Here is a 21,798-nt window from a genome sequence, read left to right as displayed (position 1 = left end):
TTGTTTACTGCCTTACCGGCTCTGGAGAAAGATGATGATCCACCTTTTCCGCCTGCCAATAATAGTCAGCGAATATTTCTGCAAAAGCGATAGACGAACGCTGAAGCTCTTCAAAAGTGTTATCGACCCCGCCAAACTCAAGGAGCAAGGCATTCCCTGATAGGTCCTGATTGAATTTCCCGTTTGTGCCGCTCCCCTTTTTAGAAATGACTCCCCGGGACAGCCCCTTGTATTTCGATTCAAGAAGGTTATGGAGCTCAGTTGCAACCCTCAGATTCTGCTCATAATTCGGATGCTCTTCACCGACCACAAAGGCGAGTTTTGCATATGATTTTCCATTAATCTTGATCGCAGTGACGTTTCTTCTTTGGGAATCCCTGTGGATATCTATCAAATATAATAAGTCCTTATTGTTTGTCATCGCTGTTTGAACCAGGGGCCGTGATTCCTGATAAGCGTTATAATAACTCAGCCCCTTTTCATTCAGCTTTTGAATCACGTCCGTTTTATCAATAGTGGTGCCGATCCCCAGCTGTTCAAGGTCTGATTTCAGCATATCGCCGACTTTTGTAACATTTATCTTGGAATGCATCGCAGAGTCCGGATCTGATACCCCTTCCAAATAAGGGAGATAGGATTCCCTCGTGTGGGTAAAGTAAAGGTGCACGGTCTTTTTTTCACCAGTGGTCAAAACAGATTTCCCAGCATCCCTATTCTCACTGCCGTCGTTGAAACCTTCTATGTTTTTCAGCTGTGCTTCATTCTCTGTGTCCAGCGCTTCTTGCGGCGGTACCGATTCAATTGGCATATTCGTAAAATCGGTCCCCTCGCCTGCCACTAATATATTTCCATCAAAGATTGAAAAACCAGGCAGCTCCCTGCCAAGGAAACTTCTAGGATCGTCAAAACTGACATTGGTTGCAACACTGAAAAGTAAAGATGATAGATTCGGAAGTTCTTTTTCTTCCTTGGTTAAAATGCTGTTAAAGGACCGATTTTCCAAGGTGAACAGCTTGTAAAGTGCTTCGCCTTTCACTCCGGAGGCCGCTTGATTCAATGAATCTGAGGTAATTCTATATTGGGGCTTCATCGATGTCAGAATGCCCGTAACAGAAAAGATCGAAAGCAGGGCTATTATTAAAATAATGACCGATTTTAAAATGGTCGTCATGTTAACCGCCAGTACATAGTTAGTGGCTTTATACGATCTCATTTCCTCACCCTTCCTAAAATCTACTCTAGTACAAGCTATGCTAGTGATAGATAAAGTAGAACTGCACACATTAGTCATTATGAGGAATTCTTAATAGGAATAAACAACAGCTGGAAAGTTTTCTAGTATTTTCTTGAGGATAGATTAAGAAAGAGAGAATTTTTTATATTAAAATGGAGTCAGACTGCGGTCATGTTCTACATCTGCCTCATGCAGAATTTGCAGAACAATAAGAAAAGCTGCGGTACCATTGCCGCAGCTTTTCTTATCTGAATCTTATCTCGTCTGAAATCCTGTATTCTCCTGATTCACTGCTTCGTGCAGTGCAGCGTTCAGCCCGTTTGACACTAAATTAGCCATGTCTTCAATGAATACGTCCACCTCTTTTGGTGTTACCATGAGGTTATGGCCGATCGGAGCGAGCACTTCATGGATCAACTTTCTCTTTTCCTGGTCTTCAAGGGTACCCACAATCCCCATAAATGTTTGGCGATGTTTCTCTTCCGGCAGGTCTTCCTCCGTCAGTTTCTTTCTTTCTCCGAACGTGAGGCCTGCAGGAGCCAGCGAACGGGATGGACGGCTTCCTTCCTTCATCTCTTTTCCGAAATGTTTCAACAAGAAGTCTACTGTGTCGCTTACAATCGTTACCGCGTCAAGTACAGTAGGTACCCCAATGGCAATGACAGGAACTCCCAGTGTTTCTTTATCGAGTCCTTTTCTCTTATTGCCTACTCCCGACCCAGGGTGAATGCCAGTATCGGAAATCTGGATTGTAGAGTTGACACGTTCAATCGAACGCGAAGCAAGAGCATCGATCGCAATGATGAAATCTGGTTTGGATTTCTCAACAACGCCGAAGATGATATCACTGGTTTCTATACCCGTCAGTCCCATTACACCAGGTACAAGCGCACTCACAGGACGATATCCTTCCTGGACGGATTCAGGCTGCAGCTCAAACAGGTGCCGAGTCACTATCACATTTTCACATACCTGAGGGCCAAGGGCATCGGGAGTGACGTTCCAATTTCCGAGCCCGACAATCAAACAGCTCGCGTTTTTTCCGATATTGTTGCTTTCCAGGAATTTACTGAATTCTTTCGCAAAGACAGCCTCCACCTGCTGCTGCAGCTCAGAATTTTGCTCACGGATTCCATGGGCTTCGATCGTCAAATAGTTTCCTGCTTTTTTTCCGATATTTTCTTCGCCTTCGGGAGTGATCGTTACAAGGGAAATTTTCACCCCTTCTTCCTCTCTCTCTTTAATGATTACGCCGTTTATCTCAGATGTCACTCCGCCTGTATCCCCGGAATCTTTTTTCCCTTTTTCGGAAACCGCCATCTCTCTTGCTTCAACGGCGAGATCTGTACGAACAGAATATACACTTAAATCTATTTCTTCTTGATTCGTTTTCTTTTCATCCTTCATTTTGCGATACCCTCCAAACGTTGAATCTTTCATGATTATTTTTTAGGTTTACCTTTTCACCAGCGCTTCATTCACTCGTTTATTTTCTCTCCTAAGTATTGCAATATCACCATTCGTTTGATAAAATATCATTTGTTCTTATTGTTTAGGAATTTAAATCGAGTCACATAGAATCTCGATCCTTTTTTAGGAGGTGACAGGAATGCCAAACATTAAATCTGCTATTAAACGTGTTAAAACTAGCAACGAGCGCAACGCTCAAAACGCTACTGTAAAATCTTCTATGCGTACTGCTGTGAAGAAAGCAGAAGCTGCAGCTGCTAACGGAGCTGAAAATGCTAAAGAATTAACAAACGATGCGATTCGCCAATTAGACAAAGCAGCTCAAAAAGGTCTTATCCACAAAAATGCTGCAAGTCGTCAAAAATCACGTCTAATGAAAAAAGCTAATTAATTCGGGGCTATGCCGCCGGAACTAGAAAAACCACTGGAGTTCATCCAGTGGTTTTTTTATGGTTAAATCTCATGTAACTTAAGCAGGAACATCTCAATCATGAGTTCTTTTTTTATCTTACCGGTTTTGATCTCGTAATCCCCCTCCGAGAGCAGTTCAATGATTTTTGCCAATTGACTGTCATCGAAATGCTTGGCCTGTCCTGCTGCAAGCTTCACCCTGAAAGGATGCACTTTTAAATACGAAGCAATCTTCTGCTGTCCATACCCTCTTCTTGATAACTCTTTCGTCCCGTAAATCAACCTGAATTGGCCGGCGAGAATGGACAGTATTTTCAACGGCTCTTCATTTTGCTTGAGCAAATCATAATAAATCCGAAGTGCTTCATCAATTCTTCTTTGCACAACTTTGTCCACTAATGCAAAGATGTTCTGTTCCAGCGAACGGGCGGTTAATTTCTCGACAGCCTCTATATCGATATGATTGGTATCACCAGCGTACAATGACAATTTGTCCAGTTCCTGGGTGAGCATCATCAAATTCGTCCCCGCCAGTGTCAACAGCATTTCGATTGCATTTTCGTCGATTTGAACCGCATTTGCAGCAGCCCGTTCCCGTACCCAGACTTTCAGCTCCTGTTCATTGAGTTTCTTTGCCTCTACCACCTCAGCATCTTTCTTCAAAGCTTTGGTGATTTTTTTCCTCTCATCAAGTTTTTCATAACGCGCAGTCAGCACAAGAATCGTATACGGAGCGGGGGATTGTATGTATTGTTCAAACTTTTTGATATTATGTTCCACCTTTTCCTTCGTCTTCTCAGCTGTCAGAAAAACAGGATTGTCCAGGATGACGACCCTTCTCTCCCCCATGAACGGAAAAGTTTCCGCATCTTCAATCGCCACTTCCACGGGCGTCTCTTCTAAATCATAGCTTGAAAAGTTAAAATCCATTTCATCTTCCGTCAAGGCAGCAGAAACAATTCTCTGCTTCGTTTCATTGATTAAAAAGGATTCATTTCCATATACTAAATAAATAGCTGCAAACTGAGATCTCTCAATTTTCTTCCAAGTATTTATAACCAAGTCAGCACTCTCCAATATCTCTTTTATCCTCTCTATGTTAAAAAAGCTTTGGGGATTTGACAAGTGGGAAGGGGACGCCCGGGTTAAGAGGGACACCCCCTATATCTATATTAACGTTAGCGGGAAAGACCTAGGACCCTTTCACGCTAACGGTATTCCTTTGTAGTGATTAGTGTCACCCCTGAGAGGGCAACTTATAGGTGACAACTCTTGTCAGTAAAGGAAAATGTACAGTGAAGTATAGATTTTTTAACACTGATGTTCTATACTAGAATAGAAATAGGAGGGGTAGTTGTGAACCAATTTGAAAAAAACGTACAATCAAAGAGAAATGATGCTGTAGATTCAGGCGTCGGCTTTATTGTTTCTTTTGGATTCTTTGCTACGATGTTTGTTATTGCAACTGTCATTAAGCTGATTGGATCTTAATGAAAAAAAGAAGATAAGGGGAAGACCCAAAAAGAATCGGTTTCTTCAATTTCCATATATGGTACTGAACAGAGTAACATAAATTGGGTTGAAGGCCTGACACTTTCTGAGGTCTGCCCCTTTTTTCTTTAGCGCTTAATGTGTGTTGGTACTACATACTATGGGTGCTGGGCAGAAAACGTTCCTTGTTTTCCCAAAAAACGATAAGTCAGTGCCCCATGTTCTGCAGTCGTGTGAATCATGACATCTTGTTCTTTCAGCCGACTGATCACTTCCGGTCGCGGATGACCAAATCGGTTGTCCCTGCCAGCAGAAATCACGGCGATCGAAGGTTGTATTTCATCGAGAAACACAGCGCTTGTAGAGGTATGGCTGCCGTGATGACCCACTTTCAATACATTTGCCTTGATATCATATGAATCAACGATCTCCTTTTCCCCTTTCTCTTCCAAATCCCCGGTGAACAGCCACTTCAGTCCCCCGATCTCGGAGAAAACAACAAGTGAATCATTATTCCCTACATATTCCTCATCCTGGGGAGAGAGGATGTGAAATGAATAGTGGTTTGTTTTCCAGCTGTAGGGTGAACGGACTTCCTTGACTGAAATCCCTCTTTTTACTGCAAGTGATATGATTTCTTTCATCTCTGTTTTTTCCCCGCTGTTGGGGGTTATGAGAATTTCTTTTATTTTTATATTTTTCAAAAGATCTTCAGCCCCACCAATATGATCTAAATCACCATGAGTGAGAATAAGCTTATCAAGACTGGTAATCCCTTTGCTTTTCAGAAAAGGAAGGATCACATCTTCCCCCACCGAAAATGATTTCGTTCTCTTTTCCCATTCTTCTTTTGGAAATTCTACAGCTCCCCCTGTATCAATAAGATAAGTACCTTGATTATAGGGAAGATTGATGAGAGCGGAGTCACCTTGGCCAACGTCAATAAACGTTACTTCACCAAAAGGGCTGAATTGATTCCACGATGCATGCAAAATGATGAAGCTGCACAGAATTAATGATTGAACCCGATATACTCCTCTTTCCATTTTCTTAAATAATGCAAAAATCAAAAAAGTATAGAGAACGATCACCAGGATATGCGGTTTCCCTAGAATCACTGTATTGAACGGAAATCCTGACAAAAAGGATGTTAAAGCTTCAACCCCACTGAGAATTACTCCATATAAATGGGTCAACCACAGAAAATCTCCAGGCACCAATAATTTCATAAAAAATGTACTCAACGCCAGCGGCAGAACGAGGAGAGAAAAAAGCGGGACAAATAAAAGATTGGATAAAAAACCAATAAGAGAAAATTCATAAAAGTGGAAGAGAATGATTGGCAACGAGGATAATTGTGCGATGATGGTCACTTCCAATAATTGAATCAGGTAGGAAGCGGAGGATTTTAATATAGTTGCGGAAGATAGTACCAGACTAAAGCTTACCGTAAAAGATAGCTGAAAACCTATATCAAATATCGAAAAAGGGTTCCAAAAAAGAAGGCTCATGAAGACGATGGAAAGGCTGTCCAATACACTCATACCTAAATGGGATTTGCGGGTGAGGATCAGTATGATCAGCATGGAAGAAGCGCGTATGACAGGAGGGGCACCGCCTGTTATTATCATATATAAGAATAAGAAAATCACTGATATCCATAAGGACGATTCACGTGTGATCCCAAGTCTCACAAGCAGATAGAAAAGCATACCAAATACAAGCCCGACGTGAAGCCCTGAAATCGCCAATAAATGAACAATGCCCAATTCACGGTAAGATTCCATCATTTCCTCAGATATCCTGTCTGTCTCCCCAAACACCAGTGCTTGAGTCACTCCTACGGTTTCTGCCGGGAAGTTTTCTTCAATATACTTTAACCCTGTGAATCTCCACTGTAACAATAAATATTTCCATTCATCATTCGTTTGTTTGCATTCCTCAAAAGAATCCACTTGTAAAACCCAATGGATATTCCGTTCATACAGATATCTTTTATAATTGAACAGATTGGGGTTTGAATTCGGTGCAGGTTCAACAAGTTTTCCGTAGACCCTACACGTCAAACCAGGCTTTAGAGCTTCCGCCGTTTTCACCAGATCTTCAGAAGGGATCCTATATCGAAAGACAATCCCTTCATCATTAAGTTTCCCGAAACCGCGCAATGAACTTCCGTCAATTGAAGGAATGGAGTCGATCGTCAATAAATGGACATTCGCTTGAGGAGTTAAGGTGGTCATCTGGTCCTTCATTTGAACATCTGATACCAAAAATGCAGAAATGAATGTGATGAAAGAGGCGGTCCATACGAATAAGGAGGGTTTCCGGTGCAGCAGCATCAGGAGAAGTAAAGCGAGAAAGAAGGCACCCCAATAGGATTGAAGTGCCAGGAGGGATCCCGAAAGAGTCGATACTGCCATAAAAAGCAGAAAATAACCCGGAAGGACCTTATTCATTAAATAGCTTTATGTACTCTTGTTCATATTTCTCAATCATTTCCTGATCGCTGCCTTTGTGACGAAGTTCTTCAATCAGATCCGATACAAAACGGGACTTCTCTTTATTTTTCGGATCCAGATTTTTTTCAAGGAAAGGGACTTTTTCAATACGTACTTCTGCCTGCTGAAACAACTCGGCTGCATAGGGATGATTTTTATAATCGGCTGCGTAGTAAACTGTTTTAATACCTGCTTGAACAATTGCCTTGCAGCACTGTAAACACGGAAAGTGAGTTACATAGATTTCCGCTCCATCGGTGCCTACTCCGAACTTTGCACATTGTAGAAGGGCATTCATTTCAGCATGGATGGTCCTCACACAATGATTGTCGATGACATAGCAGCCTTCATCTATACAGTGATCACCGCCTGCTATCGAGCCATTATATCCCCCGGCAATGATTCGTTTGTCCCGTACAATGGTGGCGCCTACAGTCAAACGGGTACAAGTGCTTCTAAGTGCAAGTAAATGGCTTTGAGCCATGAAATATTGATGCCATGCTATTCTTTTCATTCTCTTTCTCCCTTCCTTCGATGTTAAAGTCTTTCTATAAGTGTATAAATAGTCTAGATGATTCGTCAATTCATTGTACAAAAATATATTCCTTTAATTTTTCGAACGTCTTATCACCTATCCCGGAAATGTTTTTGATGTCTTCGGTTTTTTTAAAGGGACCGTTTTCTTCCCGGTATTGAATGAAAGTGGCTGCTTTGGCAGGTCCGATTCCCGGCAGTGATTCAAACTCTTCCTTTGTCGCTTCATTCAGATTGATTTTCGTTTCTTCAGAGCTGCCCTGGCTTCCCTGAATGACAGGAAATGCTGCCTCTGCCTCCCCGATTTTCGGAACATAAATGAGCATTTCATCCGTAACTTTTATGGCAAGATTAATAATGTTGCTGTCTGCTTGCGGCGTAAATCCCCCAGCCCTGTCGATGACGTATTTCAATCGTTCTCCTTTTCTGACCTCATATAAACCAGGTGCTTTCACCTCTCCCTTTACATCCACATACACGCTTGCATTCTCTTGTTCTGCAGCCGGTGTTTCCGGTGCTCCCGCCTCGACCGTTTCCGGCTCTTCATCCTCTATACTGATTGATGTGAAACTGTCCTCTTCCTGCTTGTGATCAGAGAAATTAAAAAGATAAAGCACGAAAATCATGACACCGGCTGCCGCTATCATCAAGATACTTTTGTATTTTTCAATAATAGGATGCACGTTGAAAATCACCTCGATTGGAATATTCACTGTCCGCATTTCATAAGTTGTAGGAGAATGCTGTTTTCAAAAGAGTGTTAAAGAAGGAGGGCTGCGCATGAAAGTAGGTATAATCGGAACGGGTAACATGGGGAAAGTGATTATAGAAGCTTTTATAGAATCAAAAGCGATTTCTCCTTCCAACCTTAATATGACAAATAGGAGATTAAAGAAAGCGAAAGAAATTCAAGAAAAAAACGGCGGCCATGTCATGAATTCAAATGAAGAAGTCATCAGGTCTTCTGATATCATATTTATTTGCGTGAAACCTCATGATGTTTATCATGTGATAGAAGAGAATAAGGATAGCTTCACAGGGAACCAATGTGTCGTGTCTATTACGAGTCCGGTCAGTGTGGATCAGCTGCAGTCGATCCTCCCGTGTTCTTGTGCACGTTTTATTCCGAGCATCACGAATCGTGCGCTTAGCGGAGTTTCTCTGTTGACGTTTGGAAGTCAATGTTCGGAAGACTGGAAACAGGAGCTGACGAAGCTTGCGAAGCATATATCCACTCCTGTCGGTATAGAAGAGGTTGTCACAAGGGTTGCGTCAGATATCGTAAGCTGCGGGCCTGCATTCTTTAGTTATCTGACTCAGAGGTTCATTGATGCTGCTGTCGAGGTGACTGAAATTGATTCAGAAACAGCCACGGTTTTGGCATCGGAAATGCTGGTCGGTTTAGGGGAATTATTAAAGAAAGATATTTACACACTACCTGCATTGCAAGAGAAAGTTTGTGTAAAAGGCGGTGTGACGGGTAAAGGCATCGCTGTGATGGAAAAGGAATTGGGAGAGGTGTTTGAGAAGTTGTTTCAAGCAACTCAAGAGAAATTTGAAGAGGATACAGCGGAAACCCGCTCTCAATTTGGAGTCTAATCGGACTCCTTTATTTTATTTCGACACAAATGGCTAAATTCCTGCTTTCTTTTTAAAAAAGCAGCGTGTCAAAAGAAATAAACCAGGAAGCACACCCCTGGTTTATTTTTTTTTGCAGGTGAAGAAAATCCGCTCACTATTGTCGTCAGGCGTATGCCCTGAAAAGTCTGCCGATATATTCAATACCTCAAACCCTGCATGATCAAGCCATTCCGTAAGCTGTAAAACAGGATACGTCCTCTGCTTATGAAGTTCCTCCACTTTTTCATACAGATCCGTGTCTTCATCATGTACAAAGAAGGTTAGTTCGTGCTCAACACTATTGGGGGCTTCACCCGGGAAACAATCCCATATATAAGATACAGAATCATCTGTGAGTGTAAACGTCTGGTTCATGAAAATTTGCGATATTTTATATAATGAATGGACGTCAAACAGGAAAAGTCCGTCCTGCTTCAAATGTGTGTAAACATGGCTGAATGTCTCCATCACATCTTCTTCTTTTTCCAAATAGTTGAGAGAATCACAAAAAATCGTAATCAAATCATACTCTCTCTGTAGATCCAGCTTTGACATATCCTGTTGAAAAAGGGTAAGCACTCTGTTTCTATCCAGCGCTTTTTGCTGAGCGATCACCAGCATATCTTCAGACAGATCGACACCGGTCACTGCATAGCCTGCCCCTGCAAGCCGCAGGGACAACTCCCCTGTGCCACATGCAATATCAAGTATATCTTTTCCTTTTACTGAATACGTTTCCGACTGGCGCTCAACAAATTCAAGCCAGCCATCATAATTCACGTCCTGCATTAAATAATCATAAATATAGGCAAAACGCTCATAACTCATTAAAGACTCTCGCTTACCTCGACAAACGAGGCATCTCCCCATAGACGTTCAAGGTTGTAATACCCTCTCTCATCTTTATGGAAGACATGAGCAACGATATCTCCCAAATCAACAAGAACCCAGCGAGCCTGATCAAATCCTTCCAGACGCTTTACAGTATAGCCGTTTTCTTCTGCCTTATCTTTCAACTCTCTCGCAATCGCCTGAACTTGTTTATCTGAGTTACCGTGACAAATCAGGAAATAATCCGCAATCATTGAAACACCTTTCATATCAAGTACAACAATATCTTCTGCACGTTTGTCGTCCGCTGCTTTATAAGCTAGTTCAAGTAAACGTTGTTCCACATTTTCATCTCCTCTGTTCAAGTACCAGTTTATTATAAAACCGAAATGTATCCGGGTAGATGGCCTGGTTTTTTTTCATCAAAAACAAGATCGTGTTCTGCAATGCCTTTATTATTGCTTTATCAAGGGATTCCTCGGCTAACCGCCTCACTTCTTCAACTCCCGGAAATTGACGGTTGGGTTCAATGTAATCTGCTAAGTATATCACCTTATCCAGTGTGGACATATGATCGCTTCCTGAAGTGTGAAATCGTATGGCATCCAATACTTGCATGTCATGAATACCTACTTCCCTTTCAACAAGGAGAGCACCAACAGGAGCATGCCAAAGCTCACTGTTATATTCTAACAGATCTTTCGATAATCCTTCTGCTTCGATCAACTTTTTCATTTCATCCTTATCCCGGAATTTTGCATAATCATGAAAGATCGCCGCAGTTTCAGCCTTTTTTTCATCAGCCCCATATTGACGGGCCAGGAGAACCGACGTTTCCATCACACCGCACGTATGTATATAGCGGTGGTCTGTCAATTGTTCTTTCACAATATTTAATGCTTTCTGTCTATCCATACAGTTTCTCCTCCTTTATGATTCGATACACCTCATCAGTCACAAGATAGCGGATCGATCTGTTTTTGTTCACAGATTCACGTATAAAGGAAGAAGAAATGGCCATGTCGGGAACTTCCACAAATTGAACTTTATATGAAGTTTCATGAGAATAAGAGGGCCTGTTCACTCCAATAAAATGCACCATGCCGGTAAGTTCATCAATCCGGGACCATTTAGGGAGATATTCAATCATATCCCCTCCGATAATGAAAGAGTAGTCAATCTCAGGGTCTCTTTCAGTCAAGGCTTTGATAGTATCGTACGTGTATGAAGGCCCTTCTCTTTGAAGCTCGATTCTTTCGATTGCAAATTTCGGGTTTCCTTTGATCGCTCCTTCAAGCATGCGCAGCCGCTGTTCGACCGAAACAGTCTCATCCGTCTTTTTATGAGGTGGAACATGATTCGGAAGAAACCGGATTTCGTCCAGCTGCGCTTTGTCCAGGACCTGCTGTGCAATGACAAGGTGGCCTACATGGGGAGGGTTGAAGGTTCCTCCCAGAAGCCCTACTTTTTTCTTCATTTACGTTTCACCCTTATCTTGGCAGAGTGAATTGCTTATTTTCTTTCGATTCTTTGTAAAGCACGATTGTGTTTCCGATGACTTGTACAAGTTCTGCACCCGTACCTTCCACCAATGCTTCTGCTACTTCTGTTTTATCCCATTCACAGTTTTGAAGCACACTGATTTTCATCAGCTCTCTTTTTTCCAATGCTTCTTCAATCTGCTTGATCATATTTTCATTGACTCCGCCTTTCCCTACTTGAAAAATCGGCGATAAGTGATGTGCTTCCGAACGTAAATATCTTTTTTGCTTACCTTTTAACATTGTTAACCTCCCAGTTGTTTTAAAACGACTTTTTTCATTAACTCCGTATTTGGAATGATCCCCGTCCATTTTCGAAAGGCGAGTGCCCCTTGATAGATAAACATATCCATCCCATTTTGAATGATGGCACCGTTTTGCTGCGCCTGCTTCAAAAAAGAAGTCCGAATAGGGTTATAGATGATATCACTGAAGACGGCTCCATTTTTAACCGCGCCTATTTTTAAAGGGGATTCCTCAACTTTAGGAAACATCCCAATTGACGTTGTCTGGATGACGACATCATACTGCTGCAGATTCAATCCGGCTTCTGAAAGCGTGCAGTAATCAGACTCGACTGCAAAGGAGCAGGATTCAATCATGTCGATGGCCTTCTGTTCCGAACGATTAGTCAGATCAATCTTCCGTACTCCCAGCGATGCAAGGGTATAATAAATCGCCTTTGCGGCACCGCCGGCTCCGATGATTAATATTGCTTTACTTGATAATTCACCTTTTAATACCTTTTTCAGACCTTCTACATACCCTAAACCATCTGTATTGTAACCTATCAGCTTTCCATTACGGTTAACGATGGTATTCACCGCTCCGACAGAGGAAGCCAACGGATCTACTTCATCCAATAAAGGGATGACCGCGGTTTTATGTGGGACCGTTACATTGATTCCCCTTAAACCGAGTGCTCTGATTCCTCTGATGGCATCCGGCAATTCACCGGGAGAGACATGAAGTCTTCCGTATGACGCCTGGATCCCTGCATCTTTAAATGCTGCATTGTGCATGGCAGGAGACATTGAGTGAGCAATCGGATCACCGATTACACCGTATAGATCATCCACTCGATCCCTCCTAAATTAGAGATTTCCTCAAGAATACACTGACACCTTTCGGCACATGGGCAGCAACAGAAGCCCCCGGCTCATTCACTGTGATCCATCCCAGTCCTGAGAACACGATATCCGTCTTTGCCTCTTTCACTTTAAACTCATGTTTCACAAGCTCAGGGAAAGTATCCATATCGTCCATACGCGGCGGCTGAAGTAATTCACCCGCGTGGTTTTTATAAAGATCATCCGCTTTCTCCAACTTCGTCCGATGGATTGTTAACTCATTTGAGAAATACGCAGTGAATGGCTGACGCTCCCCCTTCAAAAAGTCAAACCGTGACAATCCGCCAAAGAATAATGTCTGTTCGGGATTTAGCTGGAACGTTCTAGGCTTGATCTCTTTTTTCGGAGTAATGATCTTCAAGTCCTGCTTATCCACGAAATGAGCCATTTGATGGTGATTGATGATTCCCGGTGTATCGATGAGGGATTCCTCTTCATCCAGCGGAATCTGAATCATATCCAATGTGGTCCCCGGAAAATGGGACGTTGTGATGACATCCTGCTCTCCTGAAACCTGCTTGATGATCCGATTGATGAACGTAGACTTCCCTACGTTTGTACAGCCTACCACATATACGTCTTTTCCATTGCGGTATTTCTCGATTGCCCGGATTGCTTCTTCCACTCCAACCCCTTTAGCAGCACTCACCAGCTGTACATCGACCGGCTTCAATCCCAGTTGGCTCGCTTCATGCTTCATCCAGTGAATCATTTTGGAATGCTTCACTGACTTTGGTAATAAATCGACTTTATTACCGATCAATAGAATCGGATTGGACCCGACAAACCGATGAAGACCCGGCAGCCAGCTGCCGTTAAAGTCAAAGATATCGACTATTTTAACGATCAAGCCCTCTGAATTCCCAATTTCATTCAGAATCTTTAAAAAATCGTCATCGGTCAGTGGAACATCCTGCACTTCATTATAATGCTTCAACCGGAAACATCTCTGACAGATGATTTCTTCCTTTTGCAACGCGGAAGGCGGAGCATACCCCATGCCTTCTTTATCTTCTGTCTGAATTCCTACGCCACAGCCTACACAAACAACTTCACTCACTTCTTTTCCTCCCACTCAAGCAATCCTTTCCGCTTGAAAAACTTCATTATCCTTCTTTCGACTCTCCGATTAAATTTCGTAATAAAGCCATCAGATTGAGCTACAGGAACGACAAGAATCGTATGAAAACCATTTCTGTTCCCGCCCAATACGTCTGTCAAAAGCTGATCCCCTATGACAACCGCTTCTTCCTTCTTTACACCCATTTGTTTAATCGCCCGTCTGAAAGCACGTCCCATCGGTTTCCGTGCCTGGAAAATAAAAGGAACACCCAGCGGATCTGAAAATGCCATAACTCGTTTTTCATTATTATTCGATACGATCGTCACAAGAATTCCATGTTCCTGCATTTCTTTGAACCATTGAATCAATTTAGGGGTCGCATTGGGCCTGTCCCATTCCACTAAAGTATTATCCAAATCTGTAATGATCGCTTTAATTCCTTTTTCCTTTAAATACTCCGGTCGGATACTGAAAATGTCCTGAACCTGTTCATCAGGTAAAAAATGCTTTAACACCGTCTATACACCTCAAATTTCTATATCATTTAACGTACTATTTCCTTAATTAAATCAATGATAACCAATTTTACTTGCAGATTCAAAATAAACCATATTATATGGGCCTGGTCAATGAATATTCCAACTGTTCAAAAATATTTTTCGACAAATTTCCTGGTGCCTCGTCACTGTGGATAACCTTATTCACATTATTCACTCAATATAATTAGGTGATTTTACCAGTTGTATACAATTTAATCACAACTTATCCACTAATAACTGTGGATAACGGAACGCTTGTTCTGAAAAAATATATTTGGTAAAGTTTAATTACTACTTCATAACTTACTTACGATATGTTTCTAAATAAAAATATAGAACGATGCTGGAGGTGAAATGAATGAGGAAATTATCGGACGAGCTGTTATTGGATTCTTATTACAAAGCGTGCCAATTAAAACTAAACTCAGAGTTTATTCGCCTCATCGAAATGGAAATTCACCGTCGATCTCTAACTCATCGTATAAAAGTCAGTTCATAAACCAAATAGCAAAGACAGCTTGGTAAAGCGGGACAAGCATGTGACATGAAAATGGGACGGATGTTTAAATCCGTCCTCTTTTTTATCCATCGGCTCTCTTAAACCTATCCATTAAATTTCCCAATGGTTTCTCCCATTTTCACTTCGCGCGGAACATCTTTGCTTTCGGCGAATAAGAAACGGTCCTTTTCAAAAAGAAGAATGACGGTAGATCCGAATGTGAAATAAGCTACTTCTTCTCCCTGTTTCCAGACATTTCGGTCATTTACATATTCAATACTGTTTACAAACATCGCTCCCACTTTCACCACTGCCACTTTCCCACGCTGATGCTGCAACTCCGTGATCTCCCGATAATTTTTGGAAAGAACGTCCTTGCCGTACATCAGTCCTAAGTCATTAACCGGATATGAGTGCCGTCCCAGCGACCATCTATTAAGAACAGACCCATCAATAGGACTGTGGATGCGATGATAATTCGCAGGACTTAAATAAAAGACAGCAAACTTCCCGCCTATATATGAAGAAGCTTTTTCTTTGCTTCCCAGCATATCAAGAGCGGAATATTGTTTACCTTTCACCATGATTTCAAGTCCGTCAGATATCGTACCGGTTTCTGCCAGCAGCCCATCAACTGGACTTACAGCATCATTTTCTCCATATTGGATACTTCTTGCATCTTCTCTCAGCTTACGTATGAAAAAGTCGTGCAGCGTCCGATAATCCTTTGTGCTGCCTGCCAATTCGTTTACATCGATCTTAAACGCCCGGATGAAGCTTGAGATAAATGGCAGGCTCAAACGGGACTGCACAAACTTTCTCAGTATGAAAGATGACCATTTTTTATTTGTTAGTTCAATACATAATCGATAGAATGATTGTTTCACTATATACCCTCTCCGTTCGTTCTTAAAAAACGATTACCATTCGCAGTTTCATAAGTATATAATAAATTATCATTATATACTATATTGAAAGGGATTTTTCTCTCGGGAACTCATTTTCTTCCTTAAACAATCATAAGGATTTGTAAATATGAATTTATAAGGAGCGATGCTTATTGTTATTCTCTGAAGTCGTTGATCAGACTGTAAGAAAGCTGAAATCACAAACAGCCAATCTAATAACTTTAACCAACTTGTCTCTCGGAGGGTTCAGTGTCATTGCGACTCTTCACGATCAAATGAATTTGAGTCTGCTCCTCATTTTCATCGCTGCGTTAACAGATCGTCTTGATGGCATGGCCGCGAGGAAACTGAACATAGAAACGGAACTCGGGAAGCAGCTGGATTCAATGAGTGACATCATTTCATTCGGCGTCGCTCCTGCCCTGCTGATCTATACAGCTGTTTTGAATGAATTTGCTTTTCCGGGAATGTTTTTCACGATTTTCTATATCGGCTGCGGCGCTTTCCGTTTGGCCCGCTTTAACATTTCAGACAATACAGGGTACTTTACCGGCTTGCCCATAACCGCCGCAGGATGTCTGTTGACACTGAGCTACTTAGCCATTCCATTTATCCCGGGTGTTTTGGTCTTATTCTTTACTATTATTCTTTCTTTATCGATGATCAGTTCATTTACATTGAAAAAGATGTAACGCAGTAGGACCCGTGATTATTCACGGGTCCTTCATTTGTCTCCGCCTCTATTCAAAGCCCTTCCGGATTTCTTTTAACAATTATTGTAATACCACCAGCCACCGAAAAGGAAGAGCAGGATTAAGAGGACAACTGCTAGTGCAAAGTAGAACCCGCCGCCGCCGTAATATACCGGGGGACCGTAATAGGGATAACCAGGATAACCATATGGCATGAGATTACCTCCTTACATACTTATTATGATTAATATATGTGTTCAGGCAGGCATCTGTATGGGCTTTCACCCTCTATATTTAGTCAATTGGCCTGTATACTTTTTAAGGACGTGCAAGGACTGACTTTTTGTTTCATATGCTTCTATATAAGTCCCTTATGGAGGTGTAAATATGTCTGGCGTTCTTACGGCACTGGGGTATTTCTTCAAGGAATTGATCTTTCTCGTCTCTTATGTAAAAAATAACGCGTTTCCTCAACCATTATCTGCAGCAGATGAAAAAAAGTATTTACGCAGGATGGCTGATGGCGATGACCACGCACGAAATATGCTGATCGAGCACAATTTACGTTTGGTAGCCCATATTGTGAAAAAGTTCGAGAATACAGGTGAAGACCCAGAAGATTTGATTTCCATTGGGACCATAGGTTTGATAAAGGCTATCGAAAGCTATTCGGAAGGAAAAGGAACAAAGCTTGCAACGTATGCAGCCCGGTGTATTGAGAATGAAATCCTCATGCACCTGCGTGCATTGAAGAAAACAAAGAAAGACGTTTCCTTACACGACCCGATCGGTCAAGATAAAGAAGGAAATGAAATAAGCCTGATTGATATCTTAAAATCAGAAACTGATGATGTCATAGATACGATTCAATTGAGTATGGAGCTTGAGAAAGTCCGTAAATATATCTGTGTGTTGGATGAACGGGAAAAAGAAGTCATCGTCGGCCGCTTTGGGCTGGATTTGAAAGAAGAAAAAACTCAAAGGGAAATCGCGAAGGAGCTAGGTATTTCAAGGAGCTATGTTTCCCGCATCGAAAAACGGGCACTTATGAAAATGTTTCACGAATTTTATAGAGAAGAAAAGGAAAAGAGAGGGAAATAATCTGAGTGCACGGCTGAAGGATCCGTGCACTCTTTCTTTGATGCAACCGCACACAAAAATCAATATGGGAGTGGTTCCCTCATCGATGTTTTTATACTCAAAGAACTAACAGCACTGACTTTCTTTGTTCTCTCCCAGTGATGAGCAACAACTTTCAGTAATGTCATTTTCAACTTCTTTTATTTCTATGCTGCAGCAGTTCTTTGACTCATTCCCTTTTTGCCCTAAAAAGATTTTTACAAAATTCATTTAAACCACCCCTATATTCGTTTTAAATCAAATATTTTTGATTTATAGATTACATTACATCAAATTTATTTGATTTATATCAGTAGTATATTAGCAAGTTTTTCTAAATGCAATCTTAAATCAAAAAAAATTGTTTTATCACTTTTGGGATTCGTCCAGCATATAGTAAAATGAATACATCAAAAAACATTGATTAATTCCTTGACACATGAAAATATTGGATATAAGATGATGTTATCAAGACGAATTGATTAGAAATGAGGGTACTTCATGAAGAAGGAAATACCATTACAAGACATATCCAAACAAAAAATGTTTGAAACGTATGAAGCAAAATTTAAAGCAATCGCGGACCAAAAGAGACTTCAGATCATGAACATCTTGACCGAAAAAGGAGAAATGTGTGTTTGTGACCTTGCTCCGCTTATGGATATGGCCCAGTCTAAACTTTCCTATCATCTTAAAATTCTACTCGATGCAAATATTATCACCAAAGAAACCAGAGGGACATGGAGTTATTACTCCTTGAACCAAAGCGAGATTAATCATCTGTTATCTGCTGAGCTATGTTGTCTTTTCAGGCCGACATGCTAATTTTCAGGATATACATCAATTTTTTTTGATTAATATATCAACTTATTTTGATTAATTAATTTAGGAAGGGGATTATGAAGATGTGGGGAGAAACACTAAGAAGTTTTTTTGAGATTGCGCTTGAATTAACTGTTTTGTTTGTGATTATTTCATTTGCCATCAGTGCATTACAAGGATTCATTCCTTATGAAAGAATCGAGAAGCTGATATCGGGCAGGAATAAAGCATGGGGTGCTGCGGCTGCGATTGTCTTTGCTTTCATTACTCCATTTTGCTCCTGTTCCACCATTCCCGTGGTTGTGAACATGCTGAAAAAGAAAATGTCTTTCGGGATTGTCATGATCTTTTTATTCGCATCTCCCGTTTTGGATCCAACAATACTCACCATCATGGGAGTGGTTCTCGGATGGAAAGTGACACTGATTTATACACTGGTCACTGCCTTCTTCTCTATCGCTGTTGGGTTTATTTTAGAAGCATTAGGGTTTGAGAAATACGTTAAAAATGTCATGATGTCCGGCTACAGTGAGGAAGAAAAAAGATTTTCCTTGAAGGGGGCCATGAAGGAAACCCTCCAATTAATGAAAAGTGTATTTCCATATCTTATCATCGGGGCAGCAGTTGGTGCAGTCATCCATGGCTTGGTCCCGACAGAATGGATATCTGGTTTCTTTGGAAGAGATCATTGGTGGCTGATTCCGATTGCAGCCATTATCGGAGTTCCATTGTATATAAGGTTATCCAGCATGATCCCCATATCACAGATTTTGATCATGAAAGGAATGGCACTCGGGCCGGTTATGGCGATGATGATCAGTTCAGCTGGAGCAAGCCTTCCTGAAGTGGTCCTGCTTAAATCCATCTTTAAAAAAGAGCTTGTATTCATCTTTGTACTATCGGTTATCTCGATGTCAACCGTCTCCGGATTCATCTTTTATTTAGTCTAATGAACAAAAGGCAGCTCAAGAAGCAGCTGCCTTTTGTTCTATTTAGTAATACCTTATTAACACCGTTCCTTGCAGAAATCTACAGCGTTTTTTATTCACCCGTTTCAGCAAAACGGTTGATTCTTTCACCGATTTCATCACGGACACGCTGGAAGAATGCCCATTTCTCTTCTTCGGTCCCTTCTGCTTTTGCAGGGTCATCGAATCCCCAATGCTCCCGTTTCACATGAGGAGGGGTCATAGGACATTTGTCTGCTGCATCTCCGCATAGAGTAACAACTAAGTCTGCATTATTCAAAATTTCAGGATCGATGATATCGGATGTTTGATTCGAGATATCGATACCCGTTTCTTTCATCGCCTTCACGGCGTTTGGATTCAATCCGTGTGCCTCGATTCCTGCACTATATACGTTCCACTCGTCACCTAAGTGTTTTTTTGCCCAGCCTTCAGCCATTTGGCTCCTGCATGAATTACCTGTGCATAAGAAGTAGATGTTTTTCTTTGACATGTTGAATCTCTCCTTCGATATTTATTAAATGATTAATAACCATATATAAAGCCCGACCAATGTAATGAACAAGGTTGGGATGGTCAAAATGATTCCTGTTTTAAAATACGTCCCCCAGGAGATTTTTACTCCTTTTAACGATAGGACGTGGAGCCATAATAATGTAGCGAGTGACCCGATAGGTGTGATCTTCGGTCCGAGGTCCGACCCGATGACATTCGCATAGATGAGCGCTTCGCGGACAACACCGGTAGTATCAGTATCCGCAATCGCAAGGGCATCAATCATGACCGTCGGCATATTGTTCATAACAGACGAAAGAATTGCCGCGATGAATCCCATTCCGACCGTAGCTGCAAATAAACCTTGGTCAGCAGTCATCTGGATGACATCTGCCAGCACGTTGGTAAGGCCTACATTACGAAGGCCATACACGACGACGTACATTCCAATCGAGAAAAAAACGATTGCCCACGGGGCGCCTTTGATTACGGTCTTCGTATTGACAGCTGCACTTCTTCTCGCCATAGCTAAAAAGAAGATAGCGACAATCCCAGCAATGATGGAAACCGGAAGACCGATGAATTCACTTGCAAAGTAGCCGATCAACAAGATGGAAAGTACCAGCCAGGAAAGGCGGAACATTTTCTGGTCACGGATCGCTTCAACCGGTTTTTTCAGCTGAGAAACATCGTAATTCTTCGGGATGCTTTTACGGAAGAAAAGATACAGAACCAAAATACTTGCCCCTAATGAGAAGAAGTTCGGAACAATCATCCGGGAAGCAAACTCTACAAACCCGATGCCGAAAAAGTCAGCGGACACGATGTTCACCAGGTTACTGACGACCAGCGGAAGGGATGTCGTGTCAGCGATGAAGCCGCTGGCAATGATAAACGGAAATACGAGTTTCTCACTGAAGTTCAAGTTACGTACCATCGCTAACACGATGGGGGTTAAGATCAGCGCTGCTCCATCGTTTGCAAAAAGAGCTGCCACAACCGCTCCCAACAATGAAACGTAAACGAACATCCGCACGCCATTCCCTTTTGCTGCCTTCGCCATATGCAGGGCAGCCCATTCGAAAAATCCAATTTCATCGAGTATGAGCGAGATGATGATGATGGCAATGAATGCCAGCGTCGCATTCCATACGATGGATGTCACATCCACCACATCATTGAAATCGACGACCCCTGCGATAAGCGCCAATATGGCTCCGCCAATTGCTGACCAGCCAATGGAAAGCCCTTTAGGCTGCCAGATGACGAGAACAAGGGTGATAAGAAAAATCACTGATGCTAAAATTGTCATAATTGCGTGTTACCTCCTATTATTCACAAGAAATGCGTAAGCCTTGTTCTTCCAACTCCTTCAATTTGAAGTCTTGGTTCGGCAGGTGGTCAAGAAGGCTTTGGATCATCGGGAAGTATTCGCTGTCGCGGTTGAGGGAATAAATAATCCACTGCCCCCTGCGCTTTTCCCTTACAATCCCCACATCCTTTAATTTGCGGACATGTTGACTGATAGCAGGTTGACTTGCTTTAAATATTTCTACGAATTCACATACGCAGCAGTCATTCGTATCCAGTATCTTTACCATCGTCAAACGGGTTTTATCCCCTAACAACTTTAGAATTGTTGCGGTTTTGTCTATTTCTACAGTCGATCCTTTCATCAACTCACCTCCTAATCCAATCAAACATCAACATATTATTCTATGCTTATATAATACTTCACTTATATATCGAATACAAGGCTTAGTCAGTGGATTATTTAACGTTATAAAAACCACCTTTTAAAGGCGAACAATTGCTCTTAATGCCGCTAATGATTTCCGTGCAAGACTTCGCTTTCCGCGGGCGGCCGGTGAGCCTCCTCGTCGCATGCGCTCCTGCGGGGTCTCACCTGTCTCGCTTTTCCCGCAGGAGTCTT

The 21,798-nt window shown here is 41.8% G+C and carries 27 protein-coding genes; 8 read left to right on the top strand and 19 right to left on the bottom strand.

Features of this window, described 5'->3' with window-relative positions:
• Positions 1-4: 4 nt before the first annotated feature.
• Positions 5-1,213, bottom strand: coding sequence for a stage II sporulation protein P (gene spoIIP / locus AAEO50_RS17915; protein WP_341985686.1), 1,209 nt, complete (start codon positions 1,211-1,213; stop codon positions 5-7).
• A gap of 276 nt (positions 1,214-1,489) precedes the next feature.
• Positions 1,490-2,641, bottom strand: coding sequence for a GPR endopeptidase (gpr, locus tag AAEO50_RS17910; RefSeq protein ID WP_341985698.1), 1,152 nt, complete (start codon positions 2,639-2,641; stop codon positions 1,490-1,492).
• A 202-nt stretch (positions 2,642-2,843) separates the two neighbouring features.
• Here gpr and rpsT point away from each other — a divergent pair, with 202 nt between their 5' ends.
• Positions 2,844-3,095, top strand: a complete 252-nt coding sequence (rpsT, locus tag AAEO50_RS17905) for a 30S ribosomal protein S20 (protein ID WP_175990978.1) — start codon at positions 2,844-2,846, stop codon at positions 3,093-3,095.
• Positions 3,096-3,157: 62 nt separating this feature from the next.
• Here rpsT and holA read toward each other — a convergent pair whose 3' ends face one another.
• Positions 3,158-4,177, bottom strand: a complete 1,020-nt coding sequence (gene holA / locus AAEO50_RS17900; protein ID WP_341985685.1) for a DNA polymerase III subunit delta — start codon at positions 4,175-4,177, stop codon at positions 3,158-3,160.
• Between the two features lie 294 nt (positions 4,178-4,471).
• Between holA and AAEO50_RS17895 the strand changes: the two genes are divergently transcribed.
• Positions 4,472-4,606 carry a YqzM family protein gene (locus tag AAEO50_RS17895; RefSeq protein ID WP_044339687.1) on the top strand — a complete coding sequence of 45 codons (135 nt, stop codon included), beginning with the start codon at positions 4,472-4,474 and terminating at the stop codon, positions 4,604-4,606.
• Between the two features lie 158 nt (positions 4,607-4,764).
• Here the strand turns inward: AAEO50_RS17895 and AAEO50_RS17890 are convergent, their stop codons facing one another.
• From AAEO50_RS17890 to AAEO50_RS17880, 3 genes are all read right to left on the bottom strand, one after another.
• Entirely contained in the window at positions 4,765-7,026 is a 2,262-nt protein-coding gene (locus tag AAEO50_RS17890) for a DNA internalization-related competence protein ComEC/Rec2 (protein ID WP_341985684.1), read from the bottom strand.
• 28 nt (positions 7,027-7,054) lie between these two features.
• Positions 7,055-7,618, bottom strand: coding sequence for a ComE operon protein 2 (locus tag AAEO50_RS17885; protein WP_341985683.1), 564 nt, complete (start codon positions 7,616-7,618; stop codon positions 7,055-7,057).
• A gap of 70 nt (positions 7,619-7,688) precedes the next feature.
• Positions 7,689-8,360, bottom strand: a complete 672-nt coding sequence (locus AAEO50_RS17880; protein ID WP_341985682.1) for a helix-hairpin-helix domain-containing protein — start codon at positions 8,358-8,360, stop codon at positions 7,689-7,691.
• 58 nt (positions 8,361-8,418) lie between these two features.
• Between AAEO50_RS17880 and comER the strand changes: the two genes are divergently transcribed.
• Positions 8,419-9,237, top strand: a complete 819-nt coding sequence (comER, locus tag AAEO50_RS17875) for a late competence protein ComER (protein ID WP_341985681.1) — start codon at positions 8,419-8,421, stop codon at positions 9,235-9,237.
• 102 nt (positions 9,238-9,339) lie between these two features.
• Here the strand turns inward: comER and AAEO50_RS17870 are convergent, their stop codons facing one another.
• Genes AAEO50_RS17870 through AAEO50_RS17835 form a run of 8 tightly spaced genes read right to left on the bottom strand, consistent with a single transcriptional unit; the run spans position 9,340 to position 14,338 of the window.
• Positions 9,340-10,086: a class I SAM-dependent methyltransferase gene (locus tag AAEO50_RS17870; protein WP_341985680.1), complete on the bottom strand. Its 747-nt coding sequence runs from the start codon at positions 10,084-10,086 to the stop codon at positions 9,340-9,342.
• Positions 10,086-10,433: a ribosome silencing factor gene (gene rsfS / locus AAEO50_RS17865; RefSeq protein ID WP_341985679.1), complete on the bottom strand. Its 348-nt coding sequence runs from the start codon at positions 10,431-10,433 to the stop codon at positions 10,086-10,088. The genes AAEO50_RS17870 and rsfS overlap by 1 nt, the downstream gene beginning before the upstream one ends.
• 4 nt (positions 10,434-10,437) lie before the next feature.
• Positions 10,438-11,004, bottom strand: coding sequence for a bis(5'-nucleosyl)-tetraphosphatase (symmetrical) YqeK (yqeK, locus tag AAEO50_RS17860; RefSeq protein ID WP_341985678.1), 567 nt, complete (start codon positions 11,002-11,004; stop codon positions 10,438-10,440).
• Positions 10,997-11,566 (bottom strand): nicotinate-nucleotide adenylyltransferase, encoded by a 570-nt coding sequence (locus tag AAEO50_RS17855; protein ID WP_341985677.1) that lies wholly within the window; start codon positions 11,564-11,566, stop codon positions 10,997-10,999. The genes yqeK and AAEO50_RS17855 overlap by 8 nt, the downstream gene beginning before the upstream one ends.
• Positions 11,567-11,579: 13 nt before the next feature.
• Entirely contained in the window at positions 11,580-11,873 is a 294-nt protein-coding gene (gene yhbY / locus AAEO50_RS17850; protein ID WP_341985676.1) for a ribosome assembly RNA-binding protein YhbY, read from the bottom strand.
• 2 nt (positions 11,874-11,875) lie between these two features.
• Entirely contained in the window at positions 11,876-12,709 is an 834-nt protein-coding gene (gene aroE, locus AAEO50_RS17845) for a shikimate dehydrogenase (RefSeq protein WP_341985675.1), read from the bottom strand.
• A 10-nt stretch (positions 12,710-12,719) separates the two neighbouring features.
• Positions 12,720-13,820: a ribosome biogenesis GTPase YqeH gene (gene yqeH, locus AAEO50_RS17840; RefSeq protein WP_341985674.1), complete on the bottom strand. Its 1,101-nt coding sequence runs from the start codon at positions 13,818-13,820 to the stop codon at positions 12,720-12,722.
• On the bottom strand, positions 13,817-14,338 hold the full coding sequence (locus AAEO50_RS17835; protein ID WP_341985673.1) for a YqeG family HAD IIIA-type phosphatase: 522 nt from the start codon (positions 14,336-14,338) through the stop codon (positions 13,817-13,819). Before AAEO50_RS17835 ends, yqeH begins: the two co-directional genes overlap by 4 nt.
• A 382-nt stretch (positions 14,339-14,720) precedes the next feature.
• On the opposite strand from AAEO50_RS17835, the gene AAEO50_RS17830 reads away from it, so the two are divergent.
• Positions 14,721-14,861, top strand: coding sequence for a sporulation histidine kinase inhibitor Sda (locus AAEO50_RS17830; RefSeq protein WP_341985672.1), 141 nt, complete (start codon positions 14,721-14,723; stop codon positions 14,859-14,861).
• A gap of 104 nt (positions 14,862-14,965) precedes the next feature.
• Here AAEO50_RS17830 and AAEO50_RS17825 read toward each other — a convergent pair whose 3' ends face one another.
• The gene (locus AAEO50_RS17825) at positions 14,966-15,748 is read right to left on the bottom strand and encodes a phosphatidylserine decarboxylase (RefSeq protein WP_341985671.1); all 783 of its coding nucleotides are present in this window, start codon (positions 15,746-15,748) and stop codon (positions 14,966-14,968) included.
• Positions 15,749-15,921: 173 nt separating this feature from the next.
• Here AAEO50_RS17825 and pssA point away from each other — a divergent pair, with 173 nt between their 5' ends.
• A complete protein-coding gene (pssA, locus tag AAEO50_RS17820) occupies positions 15,922-16,461 on the top strand; it encodes a CDP-diacylglycerol--serine O-phosphatidyltransferase (RefSeq protein ID WP_341985670.1) in 540 nt (179 codons plus the stop codon).
• Between the two features lie 74 nt (positions 16,462-16,535).
• Here the strand turns inward: pssA and AAEO50_RS17815 are convergent, their stop codons facing one another.
• A complete protein-coding gene (locus AAEO50_RS17815) occupies positions 16,536-16,676 on the bottom strand; it encodes a hypothetical protein (protein WP_341985669.1) in 141 nt (46 codons plus the stop codon).
• Positions 16,677-16,848: 172 nt separating this feature from the next.
• On the opposite strand from AAEO50_RS17815, the gene sigK reads away from it, so the two are divergent.
• The 3 genes from sigK (at position 16,849) to AAEO50_RS17800 (ending at position 19,352) form a co-directional block, all read left to right on the top strand.
• The gene (gene sigK / locus AAEO50_RS17810) at positions 16,849-17,562 is read left to right on the top strand and encodes an RNA polymerase sporulation sigma factor SigK (RefSeq protein ID WP_341985668.1); all 714 of its coding nucleotides are present in this window, start codon (positions 16,849-16,851) and stop codon (positions 17,560-17,562) included.
• A 519-nt stretch (positions 17,563-18,081) separates the two neighbouring features.
• Positions 18,082-18,405, top strand: coding sequence for an ArsR/SmtB family transcription factor (locus AAEO50_RS17805; RefSeq protein WP_175990959.1), 324 nt, complete (start codon positions 18,082-18,084; stop codon positions 18,403-18,405).
• 80 nt (positions 18,406-18,485) lie between these two features.
• Positions 18,486-19,352, top strand: coding sequence for a permease (locus AAEO50_RS17800; protein ID WP_341985697.1), 867 nt, complete (start codon positions 18,486-18,488; stop codon positions 19,350-19,352).
• A gap of 91 nt (positions 19,353-19,443) precedes the next feature.
• On the opposite strand, the gene arsC is transcribed toward AAEO50_RS17800, so the two are convergent.
• From arsC to AAEO50_RS17785, 3 genes are read right to left on the bottom strand one after another with little or no spacing between them, the layout of a single operon-like run.
• Positions 19,444-19,863 (bottom strand): arsenate reductase (thioredoxin), encoded by a 420-nt coding sequence (gene arsC / locus AAEO50_RS17795; RefSeq protein ID WP_341985667.1) that lies wholly within the window; start codon positions 19,861-19,863, stop codon positions 19,444-19,446.
• Positions 19,864-19,887: 24 nt separating this feature from the next.
• Positions 19,888-21,177 carry an arsenic transporter gene (locus AAEO50_RS17790; protein ID WP_341985666.1) on the bottom strand — a complete coding sequence of 430 codons (1,290 nt, stop codon included), beginning with the start codon at positions 21,175-21,177 and terminating at the stop codon, positions 19,888-19,890.
• 19 nt (positions 21,178-21,196) lie between these two features.
• The gene (locus AAEO50_RS17785) at positions 21,197-21,541 is read right to left on the bottom strand and encodes a metalloregulator ArsR/SmtB family transcription factor (protein WP_341985665.1); all 345 of its coding nucleotides are present in this window, start codon (positions 21,539-21,541) and stop codon (positions 21,197-21,199) included.
• Between the last annotated feature and the right edge of the window lie 257 nt (positions 21,542-21,798).

Origin of the sequence: Rossellomorea oryzaecorticis (genome assembly GCF_038405515.1) — a bacterium.
GTDB lineage: Bacteria > Bacillota > Bacilli > Bacillales > Bacillaceae_B > Rossellomorea > Rossellomorea oryzaecorticis_A.
This window is presented reverse-complemented; position numbering and strand designations above follow the sequence as displayed.

Excerpts from the sequence above, each read along its gene's own strand:
- AAEO50_RS17885 (WP_341985683.1), bottom strand. The coding sequence starts at position 7,618 with ATGAAAAGAATAGCATGGCATCAATATTTCATGGCTCAAAGCCATTTA.
- AAEO50_RS17855 (WP_341985677.1), bottom strand. The coding sequence starts at position 11,566 with ATGAAGAAAAAAGTAGGGCTTCTGGGAGGAACCTTCAACCCTCCCCAT.
- sigK (WP_341985668.1), top strand. The coding sequence starts at position 16,849 with ATGTCTGGCGTTCTTACGGCACTGGGGTATTTCTTCAAGGAATTGATC.
- AAEO50_RS17880 (WP_341985682.1), bottom strand. The coding sequence starts at position 8,360 with ATGCGGACAGTGAATATTCCAATCGAGGTGATTTTCAACGTGCATCCT.
- AAEO50_RS17815 (WP_341985669.1), bottom strand. The coding sequence starts at position 16,676 with ATGCCATATGGTTATCCTGGTTATCCCTATTACGGTCCCCCGGTATAT.
- spoIIP (WP_341985686.1), bottom strand. The coding sequence starts at position 1,213 with ATGAGATCGTATAAAGCCACTAACTATGTACTGGCGGTTAACATGACG.
- AAEO50_RS17870 (WP_341985680.1), bottom strand. The coding sequence starts at position 10,086 with ATGAGTTATGAGCGTTTTGCCTATATTTATGATTATTTAATGCAGGAC.
- AAEO50_RS17830 (WP_341985672.1), top strand. The coding sequence starts at position 14,721 with ATGAGGAAATTATCGGACGAGCTGTTATTGGATTCTTATTACAAAGCG.
- rpsT (WP_175990978.1), top strand. The coding sequence starts at position 2,844 with ATGCCAAACATTAAATCTGCTATTAAACGTGTTAAAACTAGCAACGAG.
- comER (WP_341985681.1), top strand. The coding sequence starts at position 8,419 with ATGAAAGTAGGTATAATCGGAACGGGTAACATGGGGAAAGTGATTATA.
- AAEO50_RS17800 (WP_341985697.1), top strand. The coding sequence starts at position 18,486 with ATGTGGGGAGAAACACTAAGAAGTTTTTTTGAGATTGCGCTTGAATTA.
- AAEO50_RS17805 (WP_175990959.1), top strand. The coding sequence starts at position 18,082 with ATGAAGAAGGAAATACCATTACAAGACATATCCAAACAAAAAATGTTT.
- arsC (WP_341985667.1), bottom strand. The coding sequence starts at position 19,863 with ATGTCAAAGAAAAACATCTACTTCTTATGCACAGGTAATTCATGCAGG.
- AAEO50_RS17890 (WP_341985684.1), bottom strand. The coding sequence starts at position 7,026 with ATGGCAGTATCGACTCTTTCGGGATCCCTCCTGGCACTTCAATCCTAT.
- yhbY (WP_341985676.1), bottom strand. The coding sequence starts at position 11,873 with ATGTTAAAAGGTAAGCAAAAAAGATATTTACGTTCGGAAGCACATCAC.
- yqeK (WP_341985678.1), bottom strand. The coding sequence starts at position 11,004 with ATGGATAGACAGAAAGCATTAAATATTGTGAAAGAACAATTGACAGAC.
- AAEO50_RS17790 (WP_341985666.1), bottom strand. The coding sequence starts at position 21,177 with ATGACAATTTTAGCATCAGTGATTTTTCTTATCACCCTTGTTCTCGTC.
- gpr (WP_341985698.1), bottom strand. The coding sequence starts at position 2,641 with ATGAAGGATGAAAAGAAAACGAATCAAGAAGAAATAGATTTAAGTGTA.
- AAEO50_RS17785 (WP_341985665.1), bottom strand. The coding sequence starts at position 21,541 with ATGAAAGGATCGACTGTAGAAATAGACAAAACCGCAACAATTCTAAAG.